The sequence below is a fragment of the Streptomyces sp. NPDC044061 genome (genome assembly GCF_056434305.1).
Genome location: NZ_JBWKFL010000016.1, coordinates 226026 through 243058, shown reverse-complemented (window position 1 = coordinate 243058; position 17033 = coordinate 226026). Strand labels below are relative to the sequence as shown.

Annotated in this window: 17 protein-coding genes and 1 pseudogene; 1 reads left to right on the top strand and 17 read right to left on the bottom strand. The window is 70.9% G+C overall.

Annotated features, from left to right (window positions below):
* The 14 genes and pseudogenes from AC07CM_RS26800 to AC07CM_RS26735 all read right to left on the bottom strand — a co-directional run.
* Positions 1-1082: YifB family Mg chelatase-like AAA ATPase (locus AC07CM_RS26800; RefSeq protein ID WP_478878978.1), on the bottom strand; the 1082-nt coding region annotated here is incomplete at its 3' end.
* Between the two features lies 1 nt (position 1083).
* A complete protein-coding gene (locus AC07CM_RS26795) occupies positions 1084-1479 on the bottom strand; it encodes a YraN family protein (protein WP_478878977.1) in 396 nt (131 codons plus the stop codon).
* An 86-nt stretch (positions 1480-1565) separates the two neighbouring features.
* Entirely contained in the window at positions 1566-1874 is a 309-nt protein-coding gene (locus tag AC07CM_RS26790) for a DUF2469 domain-containing protein (RefSeq protein WP_003965949.1), read from the bottom strand.
* A 56-nt stretch (positions 1875-1930) separates the two neighbouring features.
* Positions 1931-2455 carry an NUDIX hydrolase gene (locus AC07CM_RS26785; RefSeq protein WP_478878976.1) on the bottom strand — a complete coding sequence of 175 codons (525 nt, stop codon included), beginning with the start codon at positions 2453-2455 and terminating at the stop codon, positions 1931-1933.
* Positions 2445-3221 (bottom strand): signal peptidase I, encoded by a 777-nt coding sequence (lepB, locus tag AC07CM_RS26780; RefSeq protein WP_478878975.1) that lies wholly within the window; start codon positions 3219-3221, stop codon positions 2445-2447. Before lepB (AC07CM_RS26780) ends, AC07CM_RS26785 begins: the two co-directional genes overlap by 11 nt.
* 65 nt (positions 3222-3286) lie before the next feature.
* A complete protein-coding gene (gene lepB, locus AC07CM_RS26775; protein ID WP_478878974.1) occupies positions 3287-4276 on the bottom strand; it encodes a signal peptidase I in 990 nt (329 codons plus the stop codon).
* Positions 4167-5255, bottom strand: a pseudogene (gene lepB, locus AC07CM_RS26770) (signal peptidase I); the annotation flags it as partial. The gene lepB (AC07CM_RS26775) and the pseudogene lepB (AC07CM_RS26770), both read right to left, overlap by 110 nt.
* The gene (gene lepB / locus AC07CM_RS26765; protein WP_478878973.1) at positions 5248-5949 is read right to left on the bottom strand and encodes a signal peptidase I; all 702 of its coding nucleotides are present in this window, start codon (positions 5947-5949) and stop codon (positions 5248-5250) included. The gene lepB (AC07CM_RS26765) and the pseudogene lepB (AC07CM_RS26770), both read right to left, overlap by 8 nt.
* A 45-nt stretch (positions 5950-5994) precedes the next feature.
* Positions 5995-6345, bottom strand: a complete 351-nt coding sequence (gene rplS / locus AC07CM_RS26760; protein ID WP_366012052.1) for a 50S ribosomal protein L19 — start codon at positions 6343-6345, stop codon at positions 5995-5997.
* 134 nt (positions 6346-6479) lie between these two features.
* Positions 6480-7313: a tRNA (guanosine(37)-N1)-methyltransferase TrmD gene (gene trmD / locus AC07CM_RS26755; protein ID WP_478878972.1), complete on the bottom strand. Its 834-nt coding sequence runs from the start codon at positions 7311-7313 to the stop codon at positions 6480-6482.
* Positions 7313-7864: a ribosome maturation factor RimM gene (rimM, locus tag AC07CM_RS26750; protein ID WP_478878971.1), complete on the bottom strand. Its 552-nt coding sequence runs from the start codon at positions 7862-7864 to the stop codon at positions 7313-7315. The genes trmD and rimM overlap by 1 nt, the downstream gene beginning before the upstream one ends.
* Positions 7865-7946: 82 nt before the next feature.
* Positions 7947-8186 (bottom strand): RNA-binding protein, encoded by a 240-nt coding sequence (locus AC07CM_RS26745; RefSeq protein WP_005479813.1) that lies wholly within the window; start codon positions 8184-8186, stop codon positions 7947-7949.
* A gap of 5 nt (positions 8187-8191) precedes the next feature.
* Positions 8192-8614 carry a 30S ribosomal protein S16 gene (rpsP, locus tag AC07CM_RS26740; protein WP_478878970.1) on the bottom strand — a complete coding sequence of 141 codons (423 nt, stop codon included), beginning with the start codon at positions 8612-8614 and terminating at the stop codon, positions 8192-8194.
* 285 nt (positions 8615-8899) lie between these two features.
* Positions 8900-9502 carry a hypothetical protein gene (locus AC07CM_RS26735; RefSeq protein WP_478878969.1) on the bottom strand — a complete coding sequence of 201 codons (603 nt, stop codon included), beginning with the start codon at positions 9500-9502 and terminating at the stop codon, positions 8900-8902.
* A gap of 500 nt (positions 9503-10002) precedes the next feature.
* Between AC07CM_RS26735 and AC07CM_RS26730 the strand changes: the two genes are divergently transcribed.
* Positions 10003-10863: a class I SAM-dependent methyltransferase gene (locus tag AC07CM_RS26730; protein ID WP_478878968.1), complete on the top strand. Its 861-nt coding sequence runs from the start codon at positions 10003-10005 to the stop codon at positions 10861-10863.
* 18 nt (positions 10864-10881) lie between these two features.
* On the opposite strand, the gene ftsH is transcribed toward AC07CM_RS26730, so the two are convergent.
* From ftsH to AC07CM_RS26715, 3 genes are all read right to left on the bottom strand, one after another.
* Complete coding sequence (ftsH, locus tag AC07CM_RS26725; protein ID WP_478878967.1) at positions 10882-12831, bottom strand: ATP-dependent zinc metalloprotease FtsH; 1950 nt, start codon at positions 12829-12831, stop codon at positions 10882-10884.
* Between the two features lie 95 nt (positions 12832-12926).
* Positions 12927-14477, bottom strand: coding sequence for a signal recognition particle protein (gene ffh / locus AC07CM_RS26720; protein ID WP_478878966.1), 1551 nt, complete (start codon positions 14475-14477; stop codon positions 12927-12929).
* Positions 14478-14560: 83 nt separating this feature from the next.
* Positions 14561-17011, bottom strand: a complete 2451-nt coding sequence (locus tag AC07CM_RS26715; RefSeq protein WP_478878965.1) for a [protein-PII] uridylyltransferase — start codon at positions 17009-17011, stop codon at positions 14561-14563.
* Positions 17012-17033 lie beyond the last annotated feature (22 nt).

Here is a 17033-nt window from a genome sequence, read left to right as displayed (position 1 = left end):
CACGGAGGCAACGTTGCGGATCGGTAAATGGAGACGGGACGGCCGTCTGGGCCACCCAAACGAACGACCGGGATGCCCACACCGTGATCGGTAAAGTCCAGGAACAGCACGCCCCGGTGTGCGAGGGACACGGCACCGGGCCGCGCGACGCCCGGTCCGCCCCCGACGAGCGACTGCATCGTGGCCGAGTGGTGCGGGGCGCAGTAGGGCGCGACGTCGATGAGCGGCTTGCCCGGCGGCAGCAGCCCGGCCACCGAGTGGACCGCCGTGACCTCGAGCGACTCCTCCCGGGTGAGCCGGGGAAGCACGGCGGGCAAGCGCTCGGCGAGCATGGTCTTTCCCGCGCCGGGCGGCCCTTCGAGGAACAGGTGGTGCCCGCCGGCGGCGGCCACCTCCACGGCCGTGCGCGCCGAGATCTGGCCCACGACGTCGGCCAGGTCGTGGTCCTGCTCGTGCTGTGCGGCGCCGACGCTGTGCATGCCGGTGGCCGCGCCGGTGCCCGGCACCCGCAGACCGGCCAGGAGGGGATCCGGGCGCCCGTGGTCGTCGGGCTGCTCCTCGGGCACGGGCTCGTCGGTGAGCACGGCGATCAGCTGCCGCAGGCTGCGGATGCCGAGCACCGACACGCCCGGCACCAGCGAGGCCTCGGCGGCGGCGCACTCCGGTACGACCACCTGTTCGTAGCCGGCGTCGGCGGCCGCGAGGACCGCGGGCAGGATGCCCCGCACCGGCCGCACCCGGCCGTCCAGGCCGAGTTCTCCGACCATGACGATGTCGGCGAGGACCCGGGGGTCGATGCGCTCGGCGGCGCCGAGCACCGCGCAGGCGACGGCCAGGTCGAATCCGGAGCCGGCCTTCGGCACGGAGGCCGGGCTGAGTCCGACGGTCAGCTTCTTCTGCGGCCACTCGCCGCCCGAATTCACCACCGCCGCCCGGACCCGGTCCCTGCTCTCCGTCAGGCTCTTGTCGGGGAGGCCCACCAGGGTGAAGGCCGCGACGCCGGGTTCCAGGTCGGCCTGGACCTCGACGACCACGCCCTCGACGCCCACGAGGGCCACTGAGCACGTACGGGCGAATCCCATGTCAGGACACCCCCCGCGCGTGCTCGACGGACGGGCCGCCCCGGCGGGGCAGCAGGACGCCGATCAGGTCGATGCGAACGCCTCCCGGCGGGGCTCCTCCGTGGGCCTGGATCCAGCGTTCCGCGAGGGACAGGAGCCGCTGGGCCTTTTCCGGTGTGATCGCGGCCATCGGATGCTGGAACGCGCCGCCCCTACGGGTCTTCACCTCGCAGACGACCAGTGTGTCCCCGTCCCGGGCCACGATGTCGATCTCGCCGGACCGCCCGCAGCGCCAGTTGCGCCGCAGGATGGTCATACCGGCCTCGGCCAGCCGCCGTGCGGCCAGATCCTCGCCGTACCTGCCGAGTCCACTGCGTGCCCTGCTCATGTCGGCACCACCTCCGGCGCCAACCGTCACGCATCACGCGAGCAGAAGTGGATCTTGGTGGATCGCTCGGCGGTTGTGGAAAAGCCCGTCACCCGAAAGAGGGAAACCGCAGGTCATCAGCCACCCGGAAGCTCGAGGTCGCTCTTGTTCAGCTCCTCGATGTTCACGTCTTTGAACGTGAGTACGCGGACCTGCTTCACGAAACGAGCGGGCCGGTACATGTCCCAGACCCAGGCGTCGGCCATGGACACCTCGAAGAACACCTCGCCCTGGACCGAGTGCACCTGCATCTCGTAGTCATTGGTGAGGTAGAAACGCCGCTCGGTCTCGATCACGTATTTGAACAGACCGACGACATCTCGATACTCCCGGTAGAGCTTCAGCTCCATCTCGGTCTCGTACTTCTCGAGGTCCTCGGCGCTCATGGCATGTTCCCCTTCAGCCGTGCGATCCCCCCATTGTGCGCCAGTCCGACGAGCCCTCAGACGATTTCGGTGTCCAGGGTCACGGGCCTGGTCGGGGGACCCTCGTCGAGCAGCGTGCGCAGCAGCCCGGCGAGTCTGGTCGGATACACCGTCTCATGTGCCCGGGTCAGTTCCTGACACGTCCACCAGCGTGCTCCGGCGACACTGCGTCGTTCCAGGTCCGTCAGGGCCAGTGCCGCGGTCGCCGTCTGGGTCGTACGGGCCAGGTAGTACCACTCGTCCTGGTCCCAGCGGCGGCCCGCGAACGGGAAGGAGCACTGCCGGCGCCACAGCACGGGTCCGAGTTCGACATCCGTGATGCCGGTCTCCTCGGCGAGTTCCCTGAGTGCAGCCTCTTCGCGCGTCTCGGTGCCCTCCAGACCGCCGCCGGGGGTGAACCACCAGTCGTCGGCCGGGTCGTCGGGCTCGTGGCCGTGCAGGAGGAGGATGCGCTCCTCCGGGTCGAGGAGGACCACCCGGGCGACCTTGCGCAGGCCGCCCTCGTACGTGTCCTCGCCGGTCCGCGTGGTCTCAGCGGCCACCGGCGGGCTCCGGGCGGGTGCGGGAGCGGCCGAGCCGCTTCGCGATCGGGCCGTACGCGCCCCCTGCGAGGACCAGGACGGTGCCTGCGACGATCAGCAGCTCGATGGTCCGCAACGGGCCCGGCTGCGAGAGGGCGCCCAGGGTCTGGAAGCCGGTGGGACGCTTGAGCATGCCCTTCATGGGCCAGACTACGGCGTCGACCCGGGCGGAGACGGCATCGCGGGACACCGTGCCGCGGGCGGCGTCGGTGATGTGGGCGGTGGAGTCCAGGGAGCCCTGGCGCTCGTCGCCCAGCAGGAAGAGCCTGCCCTTGGGAACGGTCACCGTCGGGAAGTCGGTGATCTCGGCGAGGCTGCCCTTGGGCAGGTACGGCTCGTCGATCTGCTTGCCGTTGACGGTGAGCTTGCCGTCGGTGCAGCAGGCGACGGTGTCGCCGCCCACCGCGACGACACGCTTGACCACGTTGGCGTTGGCGACCCAGTTCTTGTCGCGGAAGACGACCACGTCACCGCGCTTCACCTCACCGCCGTCGACCCGCTGGGCCAGCACCCGGTCGCCGATGTCGATCGTCGGGGTCATCGAGCTGGTGGGCACGGTGTACGGCCGGTAGGCCAGCGCTCCCCAGCCGAATCCTCCGAGGAACAGCACCAGACCGAGCGCCACGGCCAGCCCGGACAACCGCTGCCCGAGCCGGCTGCCGCCGGCCTGTGCCGTGCCTGTGCTCCCGCTGCGCGGGGCCGTACGCGTCGTGCTCTCGCCACCCATGGACCCGCACCCTACCCGGCGGTACCGAGCAGGGGCAGCCCCTCTTTGGCGGCTCGGGCCACCGTTTACCGCTTCGCGGACTCCAGGCGGTCCGAACGCCTGCGCCGCCACACCGCCACCGGCAGCACCGCCGCCACGGCGACGCCCTCCGGCGCCACCGACAGGGAGGCCGCGGCGGAGGACTGCTGGTCGAGGCCGGGCTGGTCGAAGGTGTCCGGGATCGGCAGCGTGCCCCAGCGGTTGATCGGCCAGGCCTTGACGATGGCGCGGCCGACGACCTTGTCGACGGGAACCATGCCGTGGTGCTTGTCGGACTGGTTGTAGCGGGAGTCGCGGGAGTTCTGGCGGTGGTCGCCCATCACCCAGATGTAGCCCTTGGGGACCTTCACCTTGAACTGGCCGCCCTGGTCGTCCTGGCTGCACGGCGTGTTGCCGGGGTAGACGTACGGCTCGTTCAGCGCCTTGCCGTTGACGATCAGCGGGCCGCTGCCCTTGCACTGGACCGTGTCACCGCCGACGCCGATCACCCTCTTGATCAGGTCCTTCTCCTCCGCGGACGGCATCAGGCCGATCCAGCTGAGGACCTTCTGCACCGGGTTCGGGTTGGGCGCCGGCTCGCCGGCCAGCCAGTTGTCCGGGTCGTGGAAGACGACGACCTCACCGCGCTCGGGCTTGGAGCCGAACCACGGCGTGAGCTTGTCGACCAGAACCCGGTCACCCTGCTGGAGGGTGTTCTGCATCGAGTCCGACGGAATCGAGAACGCCTGCACCAGGAACGTCTTGATCAGCAGCGCCAGAACCAGCGCGATGCCGACCAGGATCGGCAGCTCCTTCCAGAAGGAGCGCGGCTTCTTCGGCGGGCGTGCGCCCGCGTCCGTGCCCTCGCCCTCGGTCCCGGGCTGCCCCTCCTCCGGGGTGCCGTCGCCGGCCGCCGAGAACTCGGAGTTCCCAGAGGTCACAGCGCCGTCCGGAGCGGGGGCGTTCGCCTCCACGGGGTGCCCGCGGTGCTCTTCGCCGTCGTGTCCCGACCGTGCGCCAACCGCCACATCCCCCACGCCAACTCCTTACTCTGTGCCGCCGCCTGCCCGATAGCCGGTGCAGGCCCACCACTCCCATAACGAGCGGGAGTTCCGCAGGGGTCGGGAGCTGGGTCATTGCGTTCGGATCGTCGGGGGCAACCCTATGCGACAGCGGAGGGGCCACAGTCGCCCCCGACACGGAGTTGACAACGCTTGCGAAGGTTTTAGGTTCCTCCAGGCGCGTCCAATGGCCGATGGGCCAGCCGATGACCATGGCGCGGCCGACCACCGAGTCCTCGGAGACGGTCCCCTTGTAAGCCGTGTTCTGGTGGTACCGGGAGTCCGCGGAGTTGCCCCGGTGGTCGCCCATCACCCACAGGCGGCCCTTGGGCACCGTGACGTCGAAGGGGCTCACGGACGGCGCGTTCCCGGGGTAGAGATAGTCCCCTTCGGCCAGCGGCACGCCGTTGACGGTGACCCGGCCCTGCGCGTCGCAGCACTTGACGTGGTCGCCGCCGACCCCGATCACCCGTTTGATCAGGTCCTTCTCGTTGTCGGAGGGCAGCAGGCCGATGAAGGTGAGGCCTTCCTTGAACTGCTTGACGACGACGGGGTCGTGCTTCTTGGCGGTCTGCTCGTCGGCCAGCCAGCCGCCCGGGTCGTGGAACACGACGACGTCCCCGCGCTGCGGCTTGGAGCCGAACCACGGGGTGAACTTGTCGACCAGGACGCGGTCGCCGATCCGGATCGTCTGCTCCATGGAGCCCGACGGGATCACGAACGCCTGGACGAGGAACGTCTTCAGGACCAGTGCTATGAGGACGGCGACACCGACCAGAAGAGGGATCTCCCGAACGGCTGAACGCCTGCGCTTGCGCTTCACCTTGCGCTGGAGCTTGCGCCGCTCCGCGCGCGTGCGGCCACCGCCCGGCACGGAGGTGCGGCGGGTCCCGGTCGGCAGCAGGTTGTCGGCGGGCGTGTCGGGCACACCGCGCGGTTTGCCGCGGTTACCCATGCGCGCCCTCCGTGGAGGCCGCGGGCACGCGCGCGTAGGCGGACGGCCGTGTCAGACGCGTCCAGTGGTCGTACGGCCAGACGATCCAGTCGGCCCGGCCGATGACGTCGCCGACGGGAACCATGCCGCCGCCGGGCGAGCCGAGGTGGTCGCGGGAGTCGCTGGAGTCGCCGCGGTGGTCCCCGAGGAGGAACAGGCGGCCCGGGGGCACGACGACGTCGAAGGGGACGCCGGACGGGGTGTCCCCCGGATAGAGGAAGGCCGTCTCGTCGACCGGTCGGCCGTTCACCTCGAGCCTCCCCTCCTTGTCGCAGCACACCACATGGTCTCCCCCCACACCTACAACGCGCTTGACGTAGTCGGCGTCCCCGAAATACCCGGTCCCGTCGAAGACAACCACGTCACCGCGGCGCGGCTGAGCACCGAAACGGTACGCCAACTTATTTACGAGGACGCGGTCGCCGATCCTCAATCCCTGTTCCATGGATCCGCTCGGAATCTGGAACGGTTGCACCACGAAAGCGTTGAGAAGCAGCAAAAACCCCAGGCAGGCGAAGAGGGTCAGGGTGATCCTGCCGCCCGGCAGCCACTCGGTGATCCGCGACACCAACGCGAAACGCGACCGGTCCTCCGACCCCGGAGTACCGGGATGGGAGGAGCGATCGCGTTCCGTCGGCTGTGCTTCGGTGTCCATCGGAGCCAGATGCTATCCGGCCCCGCTGTGACCCCGGGAAAGCGCTCAGCTCTCGCGCTTCTCCTTGATCTTCGCGGCCTTGCCGCGCAGCTCACGGAGGTAGTACAGCTTGGCGCGACGCACGTCACCGCGGGTGACGAGCTCGATCTTCTCGACGATCGGGGTGTGCACCGGGAAGGTGCGCTCGACGCCGACGGAGAACGAGACCTTGCGGACCGTGAAGGTCTCGCGGACACCGGAGCCCTGGCGGCGGATCACAACGCCCTTGAACTGCTGCACACGGGAGCGGTTGCCCTCGATGACGCGGACGTGGACGTTGACGGTGTCGCCCGGGCGGAAGGCCGGGACGTCGCTGCGCAGCGACGAGGCGTCGACGGAGTCGAGCAGGTGAGACATTTCGTCTGCTTTCTTCGCTGATGCCACAGGTCATCAACGGGAGCTAGGTGTACAGGAGTGTGCCGTGCGGGTCGGGACGGGCGTCGTGTCCCCCTGTGGCAGGGGCGCACGCCGGACGGACGCACAACAGCGGTCTATTCTTCCATGCCCTCGGCCCGGCGCCAAAATCGGCCGTACGGCTCCCCCTCGGGGTCCGGCGCCCAGCCCAGGATGGACAGCATCTCGCGGTCCTTCTTGTCGAAGGCCTTGGGGTCGCAGCGCTCGATCAGGTCGGGGCGGTTCAGCGTGGTGCGCCTGAGGGCCTCGTCGCGGCGCCAGCGGGCGATCCTGCCGTGGTGGCCGCTGAGCAGCACGTCCGGGATGTCCCGGCCGCGCCAGACGGGCGGCTTGGTGTAGACGGGGCCTTCCAGCAGGCCGGCCATCGCGCCGGGCGCGAAGGAGTCGTCCCGGTGGGACTCGGCGTTGCCGAGGACGCCGGGCAGCAGCCTGGCCACGGCCTCGGTGATCACCAGTACGGCCGCCTCGCCGCCGGCGAGCACGTAGTCGCCGATGGAGACCTCGTGGACGGGCATGCGGGTGGCGTACTCGTCCATGACGCGCCGGTCGATGCCCTCGTAGCGGGCCGGCGTGAAGATCAGCCAGGGGCGCTCGGAGAGCTCGACGGCCAGTTCCTGGGTGAAGGGGCGGCCGCTCGGGGTGGGGACGATCAGCGCGGGGCCCCGGGCGCCGGTCTCGTAGCCCTCGGCGAGGACCGTGTCGAGGGCGTCGCCCCAGGGACCGGTCTTCATGACCATGCCGGGGCCGCCGCCGTACGGCGTGTCGTCGACCGTGTTGTGCCGGTCGTACGTCCAGTTCCGCAGGTCGTGGACGTGGACGTTCAGCTGCCCACGCGCGCGTGCCTTGCCGACGAGGGAGACGTTCAGGGGCTCCAGGTACTCGGGGAAGATCGTGAGGACGTCGAGGCGCATTACGACTCGTCCTCGACGTCGCGGGACGAGGCGATCTCGGCCTGGTCGTCGATCAGGCCGGGCGGGGGCGCGATGACGGCCTTCTGCTCCTCGAGGTCGATCTCGGTGACGATCTGCTCGACGAAGGGGATCAGCACCTCACTGCCGTCCGGGCGCTCCACGATGAAGAGGTCCTGGGAGGGCAGGTGCGAGATCTCGGTGATCCGGCCGACCTCCGTGCCGTCCTCGGTGACCACGTCGAGGTCGATGAGCTGGTGGTCGTAGTACTCGTCCTCGCCCTCGGGGAGTTCCTCGGGGTCGATCTCGGCGATCAGGAGGATGTTGCGCAGGGCCTCGGCGGCGTTGCGGTCGCCGACGCCCTCGAAGCGCAGCAGGAGGCGGCCGCTGTGGACGCGGCCGGTGGCGATGGTGAGGGGTCCGGCCGTGGCCGGGTCGGTGGCCAGGACGGCGCCCGGGGCGAGCCGCAGCTCCGGCTCGTCGGTACGTACCTCGACGGTGACCTCGCCCTTGATGCCATGGGCACGGCCGATCCGCGCGACTACCAGCTGCACGTGTACAGATCTCCTGTCGTACGACTACGGGCCGGGGACGGCCCAGTGGCCCTCCCCGGCCCGAGCCGGTTGCGATGAAGCGTCAGCGGACGTGGTCCACGTCGACGAGGTCGACACGGACACCGCGGCCGCCGATGGCGCCCACGACGGTACGCAGAGCACGCGCGGTGCGGCCGTTGCGGCCGATCACCTTGCCGAGGTCGTCGGGGTGCACCCGGACCTCCAGCACGCGCCCGCGGCGCAGGTCGCGCGAGGCGACCTGCACATCGTCAGGGTTGTCGACGATGCCCTTCACGAGGTGCTCAAGCGCCTCTTCGAGCATGCTGCTCAGGCCTCGGTCGACTCGGAGGACTCGGCAGCGGCCTCGTCCTTCTTCTCGGCCTTCTTCTTCTGGGTGATCGCCTCACCCTTGCCCTCGTCGTCACCACCGAGAGCCTCGAACGACGGACGCGTGGCCTTCGGCTCCGCGACGAGCAGCGGCGCGGGGGCCGGCTCGCCCTTGAACTTCTGCCAGTCGCCGGTCTTCTTCAGGATGGCGAGGACGGGCTCGGTCGGCTGCGCGCCGACACCCAGCCAGTACGCCACGCGCTCGGCGTCCACCTCGATGACCGACGGGTTGTAGGTCGGGTGGTACTTGCCGATCTCCTCGATGGCCCGGCCGTCACGGCGGGTACGGGAGTCGGCGACGACGATGCGGTAGTGAGGCGAACGGATCTTGCCCAGACGCTTCAGCTTGATCTTGACTGCCACGGGAGTGGATTCTCCTGGATTTGACGTGGTTGGGCACGGCGAGACTGCCGCGTGGGGTTGCGGTACCCGAGTGCCCGATGGACGCGTCAGCCGGAGGAGAGAGGGGTCCTGTGCGGCTGTCGAGTACAGCTAGCCATTGTGCCATACCCGGCGGGTCGGTCTTGGCCGAGGGGGGCGGGTGATCTTGGGCATGCCAGGGAGGCACCCGGCGTGGAGGTGACCGTACGTCGGGTGCGCGAGCCCCGGCGGGGAGGCCGGGTACGGCTGCCACGAGCAGCCGTACCCCTAGCCCGCCGCCGCTCCCACGACCTCCGGGATGCGGAACGGCTTGCCGCAGCCGCCGCACACGATGGGGGCCTGGGCCAGGACCGACGGGACCACCCGGACGTTGCGGCCGCAGTCGCAGACCGCCTTCACACGGACGCCGCCACCGGAGGAGCCGTGCCGGGCGGCCGGGCCGCGGAACGTACGGGTGGTGTCGGCGGACGTGGCCACGGTGTGGGCCTTCAGGGCGCGCTGGAGCCGCTCGATGGTCGGGCGGTAGCGCCGCTTCGCCTCGGGGTTGAGCGTGACCAGTGAGAAACCGCTGCTCGGGTGCGGTTCCTCGGGGTGGTCCAGGCCCAGCTCCTCGGCGATGGCGAGGAATCGGCGGTTGTGGTAGCGGCCGGCGCGCGAGGTGTCGCGGACTCCGCGGGCGGCGGCGATGCCGTGGACTGCCTCGTGAAGCAGTCGCTCGAAGGAGAGTTCGTGACCGCACGCGGACGACGACTCCCCGATCAGGGACTCTGGCGCGGCAAGGTCCGGCAGCTCGGGGTGGTACCGCTGAATGTCGGCCCACGCCTGCGCCAGCTCTGCGGCGAGAACAGGTGGTGTCTGTGTCGTGCTCACGTAATGACAACGAGCGGGGGTGCCGCTGTGTTCCTATTCCGGGGCATCCCAAATAATTTGCACGTACCCGTCAGTTGCCGCTGATGCGTCCTGACGAGGGCGGGTGCGCTGATCTGCGGAGAAGCCTCACAGCTCGTACCAAGCCGGTGCGTAGTCTGACGTACGACCCGGCCTGTAGGCCTCGACACGGCTGTGATCACTGGATGCGCAAGAGGCGTTTCGGTCGCTCTCACGGAAGGGCCGCTGTCTCTCTCAGCGCCCGGGACGACGGGGACGTTACCGCGCGCCTGCTCGGGCCCCGGCCTCCGGGCCGTCCCCCAGGTTGCGTGGATGTGAAATCTCGCCACACACGCGCGCTGCCTCCAAGCGGGGCGCCACGACCCCTGGACGGCACCGCGAGCCGGGAGTTACCTGGCATACGTGGATAGTGCGAGCGCACGGCACGGGGGCCACGCAATCGGGCACTGCGGCGAACTGTCGGCGGAATGGGGCGCTTACCTATGACACCTACGCTCGTGCGGGAACACCTGTCTCACGCGGGTTCCGTACCTCCCCGCGTGAACCTGTGCGCACGCGCGCGTGACTGGTCCGAGATCCAGGAGCGGATGCTGGTGCCGCTCTACGAGACCGTCCACGAGCGACTTGAAGTGGGCCCGGCCACCCGGCTGCTGGGCCTTCGCTGCGGCTCCGGGCTCGCCCTGCTGATGGCGCTCTCCAGAGGGGCGTCGGTCACCGGTGTCGACCCCTCCCCCGAACGGCTCGCCCTCGCGCGCGAGCGCCTGCTTCCGGACGTTCCGCGCGGCACGCGCGCGCGGAGGCGCGCACGGCTCGTCGACGGGTTACCGGGGGACGCGGCCGACGCGGAGACGCCCGCGTACACCCTGGTGACCGTCTTCGAGCCGATCGGCTGTCTGGCGGGCGACTCCGAGGGGATCGGCGAGCTGCTGGCGGCCGCGCTGCCGCGGGCCGGGCACGGGGCGGCCGTGGTGCTGGCCGGCTGGGGGCCGCCCGAGCGCTGTGCCACCTCCTCGGTGCTGCGGGTGGCGACGAAACTGGGCGATCCGCTGCGCGGCGCCGGCCGCTGGCGCCCCGCCCGCCGGGACGACCTGGAGGACGTCGCCCAGCGGGCCGGGCTGAAGCCGGACGGCTCGGGGCGGGTGGCCTGCCCGTTCGGGTACGCCGATGCCGACAGCGCCGCACGCGGGCTGCTTTCGACGGGCCTGTTCGACGCGGCGATCGCGGCGACCGACCGCAAGCAGGTGGACAAGGAGCTGACGGAGGCGCTGCATCCGTACCGGGGCGAGGACGGCACCGTGTGGATGCCGAACGTGTTCCGCTACCTGATCGCCCGCGTGCCCTAGGGAACTGACGGGCGGGCCCTACGCCTCTTCGTCGCTCTTGGTGAGGCGGCTGATTCCGGCGATGCGGTACGCCTCCGCCTCCTCCAGTGTCTCGTTCTCCAGGAGCGCCTGGGCCAGTGCGTCGAGCCGGCCGCGGTGGTCGTGGAGTTTGCGCAGGGCCTCCTCGTAGCACTCGTCGACGATGCGGCGCATCTCGCCGTCGATCACGTCGAGGGTGTGCGGGGCGGCCGCGAGGCCGTACGCCTGCTGGGCGTCGCTCGGTAGGGCGGACAGGCGGCCGACGCGCTCGCTCATGCCCCAGCGGGCCACCATCCCGCGTGCGATGTTGGTGACCTGTTCGAGGTCGTTCTCGGCGCCCGTGGTGACGACTCCGTAGACGACGTCCTCCGCCGCCATCCCGCCGAGGGCGCCGATGATGCGGCCGCGCAGGTACTCCTCCGAGTGCGCGTACCGCTCCACCTCGGGCGTGGACATCGTGACCCCGAGCGCCCGGCCGCGCGGCACGATGGTGATCTTGCGGACGGGGTCGGCGCCGGGTTGCAGCATGCCGAGGAGGGCGTGCCCGCTCTCGTGATACGCGGTGCGCCGGCGGTCCTCCTCGGGCATGATCAGGGTGCGCTCGGCACCCAGCTGGACCTTCTCCAGCGCCTCGGACAGGTCGGCGCCGGTGACCTGCGGCTGCTTGCGCTTGACCGCCAGCAGAGCGGCCTCGTTGGCGAGATTGGCCAGATCCGCACCTGTCATACCAGGGGTCACGCGTGCCAGCTGGGTCAGGTCCACGTCGGGGGCGAGCGGGATCTCCCGGGTGTGGATCCGCAGGATCGACTCCCGGCCACCGCGGTCCGGCGGGGCCACGTTGACCACCCGGTCGAAGCGGCCGGGCCGGGTCAGCGCCGGGTCCAGGATGTCCGCGCGGTTGGTCGCGGCGATGACGATCACGCCCTCGGAGCCGGAGAAGCCGTCCATCTCGGTGAGGATCTGGTTCAGGGTCTGCTCACGCTCGTCGTGACCGCTCATGGAGGCGCTGCCGCCGCGCGCCCGTCCGATGGTGTCGATCTCGTCGATGAAGATGATCGACGGCGCCACCTTGCGGGCCTCGGCGAACAGCTCGCGGACCCGGGACGCGCCCACACCGACGATCATCTCGATGAACTCGGACGCCGAGGCGGAGAAGAACGGCACTCCGGCCTCACCGGCGACCGCGCGGGCCAGCAGGGTCTTGCCGGTGCCGGGCGGCCCCGCGAGCAGCACACCGCGGGGCAGCTTGGCGCCCATCGCGCGGTAGAGGTCGGGGTGCTCCAGGAAGTCGACGACGTCGTCCAGTTCGCCCTTGACCTCGTCGATGCCGGCCACGTCAGCGAAGGTCGTGCGACCGGTGCCCGGCTGCAGCCCCACCGGTTTGGGCGGTGGTTTGCGGCCGAACATGCCGGCCGCGCCGCCCAGACCGCCGCCGCCGCCGATCCGCCGCGCGAAGAAGATCCATACCGCGACCAGGAGCACGATCGGAACGAGGGAGATCAGCAGGTTGGACAGGAAGCTGCGTTCCTGCACCACCGGCCGGGCGGTGACCGTGACGCCGTGACTGCTCAGGTTCTGCCACAGCCTGTCGTCCGCGAAGGCCGGGCGCTGCGTCTTGAACTTGGTGTACGTGCCGCCGCCCTCGGGGTTGGCGCGGGGGCTCCTGAGCTCCCCCTGGATCGCGTCGCCCTTGGAGTAGATCTTGGCGACGTTGCCGTCGCCGACCTCCCTGCTGAACTCCGTGTAGGAGATCGTCGGCTCGTTGCCCTGGCCGAGGTAGTTCAGGCCGATGTAGGCCAGCAGGAACACGATCACCGCTGTGACGAGCAGGCCCCACCACTTGCCGCCGCGCAGCCTCTGGCCCCCGGTCCGCCGGGGCGACTCGTCCGGGGTGCCCTCGGCGCGCCACGGCTGGTCAGGGGCCTTGCGTGGGGGCGCCGCATTGCTCATACCTGGACGTTACGGCACATGGCAGACCACGGCACGCGCTGAGGGCGCCCCCCCTCGCCGGGGAGCGCCCTCGGTGTCCTGCGGCTTCGGACGGGTCAGCCCATGAACTTCTTGAACTCGTCCGGCAGCTCGAAGTCCTGACCGCCCTGCTGCGGCAGCCCGAAGGCGTTGCCGCCCTGAGCGGCCGCCTCGCGGCGCTGCGCCTCCTCCAGCTCCTGCTGCTTGCGCTTCATCGGGTTGCCGGAGCGCTGCTTGCCCTTGGCCTTCTTCGGCTGCTTCTTGGTCCGGCCGGGACCGCCGCCCATGCCCGGGATCCCCGGCATGCCGGGCATGCCGCCGCCCTGGGCCATGCGGGACATCATCTTGCGGGCCTCGAAGAACCGCTCGACCAGGTTCTTGACCGCGCTGACCTCGACACCGGAACCCTTGGCGATACGGGCGCGCCGGGAGCCGTTGATGATCGTCGGGTCCTGGCGCTCAACCGGGGTCATCGACTTGATGATCGCGGCGGTGCGGTCGACGTCCCGCTCGTCCAGGTTGTTGATCTGGTCCTTGATCTGGCCCATGCCCGGGAGCATGCCGAGCAGCTTGGAGATGGAGCCCATCTTCCTGACCTGCTCCATCTGGGCCAGGAAGTCGTCCAGGGTGAAGTCCTGGCCCTTCTTGGACGCCAGCTTCGAGGCCATCTTCTGGGCCTCTTCCTGGCTGAACGTCTTCTCCGCCTGCTCGATCAGGGTGAGCAGGTCACCCATGTCGAGGATGCGGGAGGCCATCCGGTCCGGGTGGAACGCGTCGAAGTCGTCGAGCTTCTCGCCGTTCGACGCGAACATGATCGGCTTGCCGGTGATCTGGCGGATCGAGAGGGCCGCACCGCCGCGGGCGTCACCGTCGAGCTTGGCGAGCACAACGCCGTCGAAGCCGACGCCGTCACGGAAGGCCTCGGCGGTGTTGACGGCGTCCTGACCGATCATCGCGTCGACGACGAACAGGATCTCGTCCGGGGAGACCGCGTCGCGGATGTCCGCGGCCTGCTGCATCATCTCCTGGTCGATGCCGAGACGGCCGGCGGTGTCCACGATCACGATGTCGTGGACCTTGGACTTCGCGAAGTCGATGGAGTCCTTGGCGACCTTGACCGGGTCGCCCACGCCGTTGCCCGGCTCCGGGGCGTAGACGGCGACGCCGGCGCGCTCGGCGACGACGCTCAGCTGGTTGACGGCGTTGGGGCGCTGGAGGTCGGCGGCGACCAGCAGCGGCGAGTGGCCCTGGTCCTTCAGCCACTTGCCGAGCTTGCCCGCGAGGGTGGTCTTACCGGCACCCTGCAGACCCGCCAGCATGATCACGGTGGGCGGCTGCTTGGCGAAGCGCAGCCGCCGGGTCTCGCCGCCGAGGATGGTGACCAGTTCCTCGTTGACGATCTTCAGGACCTGCTGGGCCGGGTTCAGCGCCCTGGAGACCTCGACGCCGAGCGCGCGCTCCTTCACGTTCTTGATGAAGGAGCGGACGACGGGCAGTGCCACGTCCGCCTCGAGGAGCGCGATACGGATCTCACGTGCGGTGGCGTCGACGTCCGCCTCGGAGAGCCGTCCCTTGCCGCGCAGGTTCTTGAAAGTCGCTGACAGGCGATCGGAGAGAGTGTCGAACACGGCGCTCGCGGTCCTCGGGGTCGGTGATGGCTTCAGGGAATCGCCCTCCAGGGTATCCCGGCGGTGAACCGACCGGGGCAGGGTCACCCCCGCAGGGTCTCCTCGAGTACCCGGGCCAGCGATGCCGCGTCCTCCGCCGGCAGGGGCGCGCCCGTGCCGGTGGTGACGTAGAACGCGTCGACCGCGTTGGCGCCGAGGGTGCTGACGTGCATGCTGCGCACCCGTACGCCGGCCTTCTCCAGGGCCATCCCGATGCGGTACAGCAGTCCGGGGGCGTCCTGGGTCCGCACCTCGATCACCGTGGCGTGGTGGGAGGCCGCCGGGGCCACCCTCACGCGCGGGGGCGGGGCCACCCAGCCGCGGCGGCGCGGGTAGGCCGCGTCCCGCTCGGCCAGGCGTCCGGCGATGTCGAGCGAGCCGTCCAGGGCGCGGACCAGGTCCGCGCGCAGCCGGGTGGCCTGCGGCAGGGAGCCGTACTCGGCAGCGACCCGCCAGTTCAGCAGCAGGACCGAGCCGTCGTCGACGTCGTCGGGCAGGCGCAGGGCGCGCAGCTCGGCCGTGCGGACGGTCAGGCGGTGCACGGCGAGGACGCCGGCGACCGCGGGCAGCACGGCGGGCTGGTCGGGTACGGCGATGACCAGCTCCACACCGAGCGGCTCGGGCTCGCCGGAGGGCTCGTCCTCGGCCGGCGGTTCCGGCTGGGCACGCAGCGCGAGGACCGGGCTGCCGGTGCGGAAGGCCTCGATGGCCAGACGCTCCTGCTCGGCCGTGGGCGCGGCGGGCTCGGGTTCGGCGGGGGCGTCCCCGGCGAGGACGGCGGAGGCGCGCCGCACCAGGTCGGCGACGAGGGAGCCGCGCCAGGACGACCAGGCCGCGGGGCCGGTGGCGAGGGCGTCCGCCTCGGTGAGGGCGTGCAGCAGTTCGAGGGTGCTCTGCGTGCCGACGGCCTCGGCGACCGAGCGGACCGTCGCGGGGTCGTCCAGGTCGCGCCGGGTGGCCGTCTCGATCAGCAGCAGATGGTGCCGTACGAGCGTCGACAGGATGGCGACGTCCGCGCGGTCGAAGCCGATCCGCGCGGCCACGTCCTTGGCGATGATCTCGCCGGCCACGGAGTGGTCGCCCGGCCAGCCCTTGCCGATGTCGTGCAGCAGGGCGGAGACGAGGAGCAGGTCGGGGCGGCTGACCCGGCGGGTCAGCTCGGAGGCGCGGACCGCCGTCTCGATCAGGTGCCGGTCCACGGTCCAGATGTGGACGGCGTTGCGCTGCGGGCGGCAGCGGACCCGCTCCCAGTCGGGCAGGAGCCCGCTGATCAGGCCTTCCGCCTCCAGGGCCTCCCAGACGTCGAGGGTCGGACGGCCTGATCCGAGGAGGGTGACCAGCTGTTCGCGTGCCTCGGCGGGCCAGGGCGCGGGCAGGGGGCGTGCGGTGGCGGCCATGCGCCGTACGGCGTGCAGGGAGAGCGGGAGTCCGGCCTGCGCGGCGGCGGCCGCGGCACGCAAGGGGAGCACGGGGTCGCGTTCGGGGCGTGCGGTGCGCGCGAGCACCACCTCGCCGTCCTGCTCCACCACGCCCTCGGCCAGCGGGGAGCGCTCGGCGACCGGCTTGCCGCCGCCCAGCATGGCGCGCAGGCGCGGACGCACGGCGCGTGAGCGCAGCACGCGCCCCACCTCGCGCCAGGTGACATCACTGGCGTACGAGATCACGCGCGCCGCTTCGTACACCTGCCGCAGCAGGGTGTCGGCGTCCAGCAGGTCCAGCTCGGCCGCCACCTGGTCCTGCTCCTGCAGGGCGAGCCGGTCGGTGGACCGGCCGGTGGCCAGGTGCAGGGCGTCCCGCACGTCGAGCAGGCGCCGACGGGCGTCCGCGAGGCCCTCGCGCGGGGCGTCGGCCAGCCAGGAGGCGGCCACGGCGCGCAGGGCGGTGGCGTCCCGCAGGCCGCCGCGGGCCTCCTTGAGGTCGGGTTCCAGGAGGTACTGCAGCTCGCCCTGGCGTTCGGCACGTTCGGCGCAGAGCTCCTGGAGCTCGGGGAGGCGCTTGGGCGCCTGGTTGCGCCAGTCGGCCAGGACGGCGGTACGCAGTCCGGCGGTGAGACCGAGGTCGCCGGTGAGGTGGCGGGCGTCCAGGAGGCCGAGTTGGACTTTCAAATCCTCTCCGGCCGTCTTGCGGGCCTCGGCCGGGGTGCGCACGGAGTGGTCGAGGTCGAGGCCGAGGTCCCAGACGGGGTACCAGAGGCGGTCGGCCAGGGCGGCGACCGCGTCGGGGTCGCTCCCGTCGTGGAGCAGCAGCAGGTCCAGGTCGCTGCGCGGGGACAGCTCGCCGCGGCCGTAGCCGCCGACTGCGACGAGCGAGACGCCCTTGAGCCCCTCGGCCGCCGCGGTGAACAGGCCGGCGAGCCAGTTGTCGGTCAGCTCGGCGAGCGCGGCACGGCGCGGCGGCCCGGACCGCTCCCCCTCGGTGAGGAGGCGCAGCCGGGCCGCCGCGTAGCCGCTGGGTCCCGAGTCTTCCGCTTCGTTCAGCACATCCGTACCCGTCACCCAGCGACTCCCGTTCTTCTGT

What these genes read in the sequence shown, in the direction of transcription:
- lepB (WP_478878973.1), bottom strand. Translation starts at nt 5,949, where the DNA reads ATGGACACCGAAGCACAGCCGACGGAACGCGATCGCTCCTCCCATCCC.
- lepB (WP_478878975.1), bottom strand. Translation starts at nt 3,221, where the DNA reads ATGGGTGGCGAGAGCACGACGCGTACGGCCCCGCGCAGCGGGAGCACA.
- AC07CM_RS26730 (WP_478878968.1), top strand. Translation starts at nt 10,003, where the DNA reads ATGACACCTACGCTCGTGCGGGAACACCTGTCTCACGCGGGTTCCGTA.
- ftsH (WP_478878967.1), bottom strand. Translation starts at nt 12,831, where the DNA reads ATGAGCAATGCGGCGCCCCCACGCAAGGCCCCTGACCAGCCGTGGCGC.
- trmD (WP_478878972.1), bottom strand. Translation starts at nt 7,313, where the DNA reads ATGCGCCTCGACGTCCTCACGATCTTCCCCGAGTACCTGGAGCCCCTG.
- AC07CM_RS26790 (WP_003965949.1), bottom strand. Translation starts at nt 1,874, where the DNA reads ATGAGCGCCGAGGACCTCGAGAAGTACGAGACCGAGATGGAGCTGAAG.
- rplS (WP_366012052.1), bottom strand. Translation starts at nt 6,345, where the DNA reads ATGTCTCACCTGCTCGACTCCGTCGACGCCTCGTCGCTGCGCAGCGAC.
- AC07CM_RS26745 (WP_005479813.1), bottom strand. Translation starts at nt 8,186, where the DNA reads ATGCTCGAAGAGGCGCTTGAGCACCTCGTGAAGGGCATCGTCGACAAC.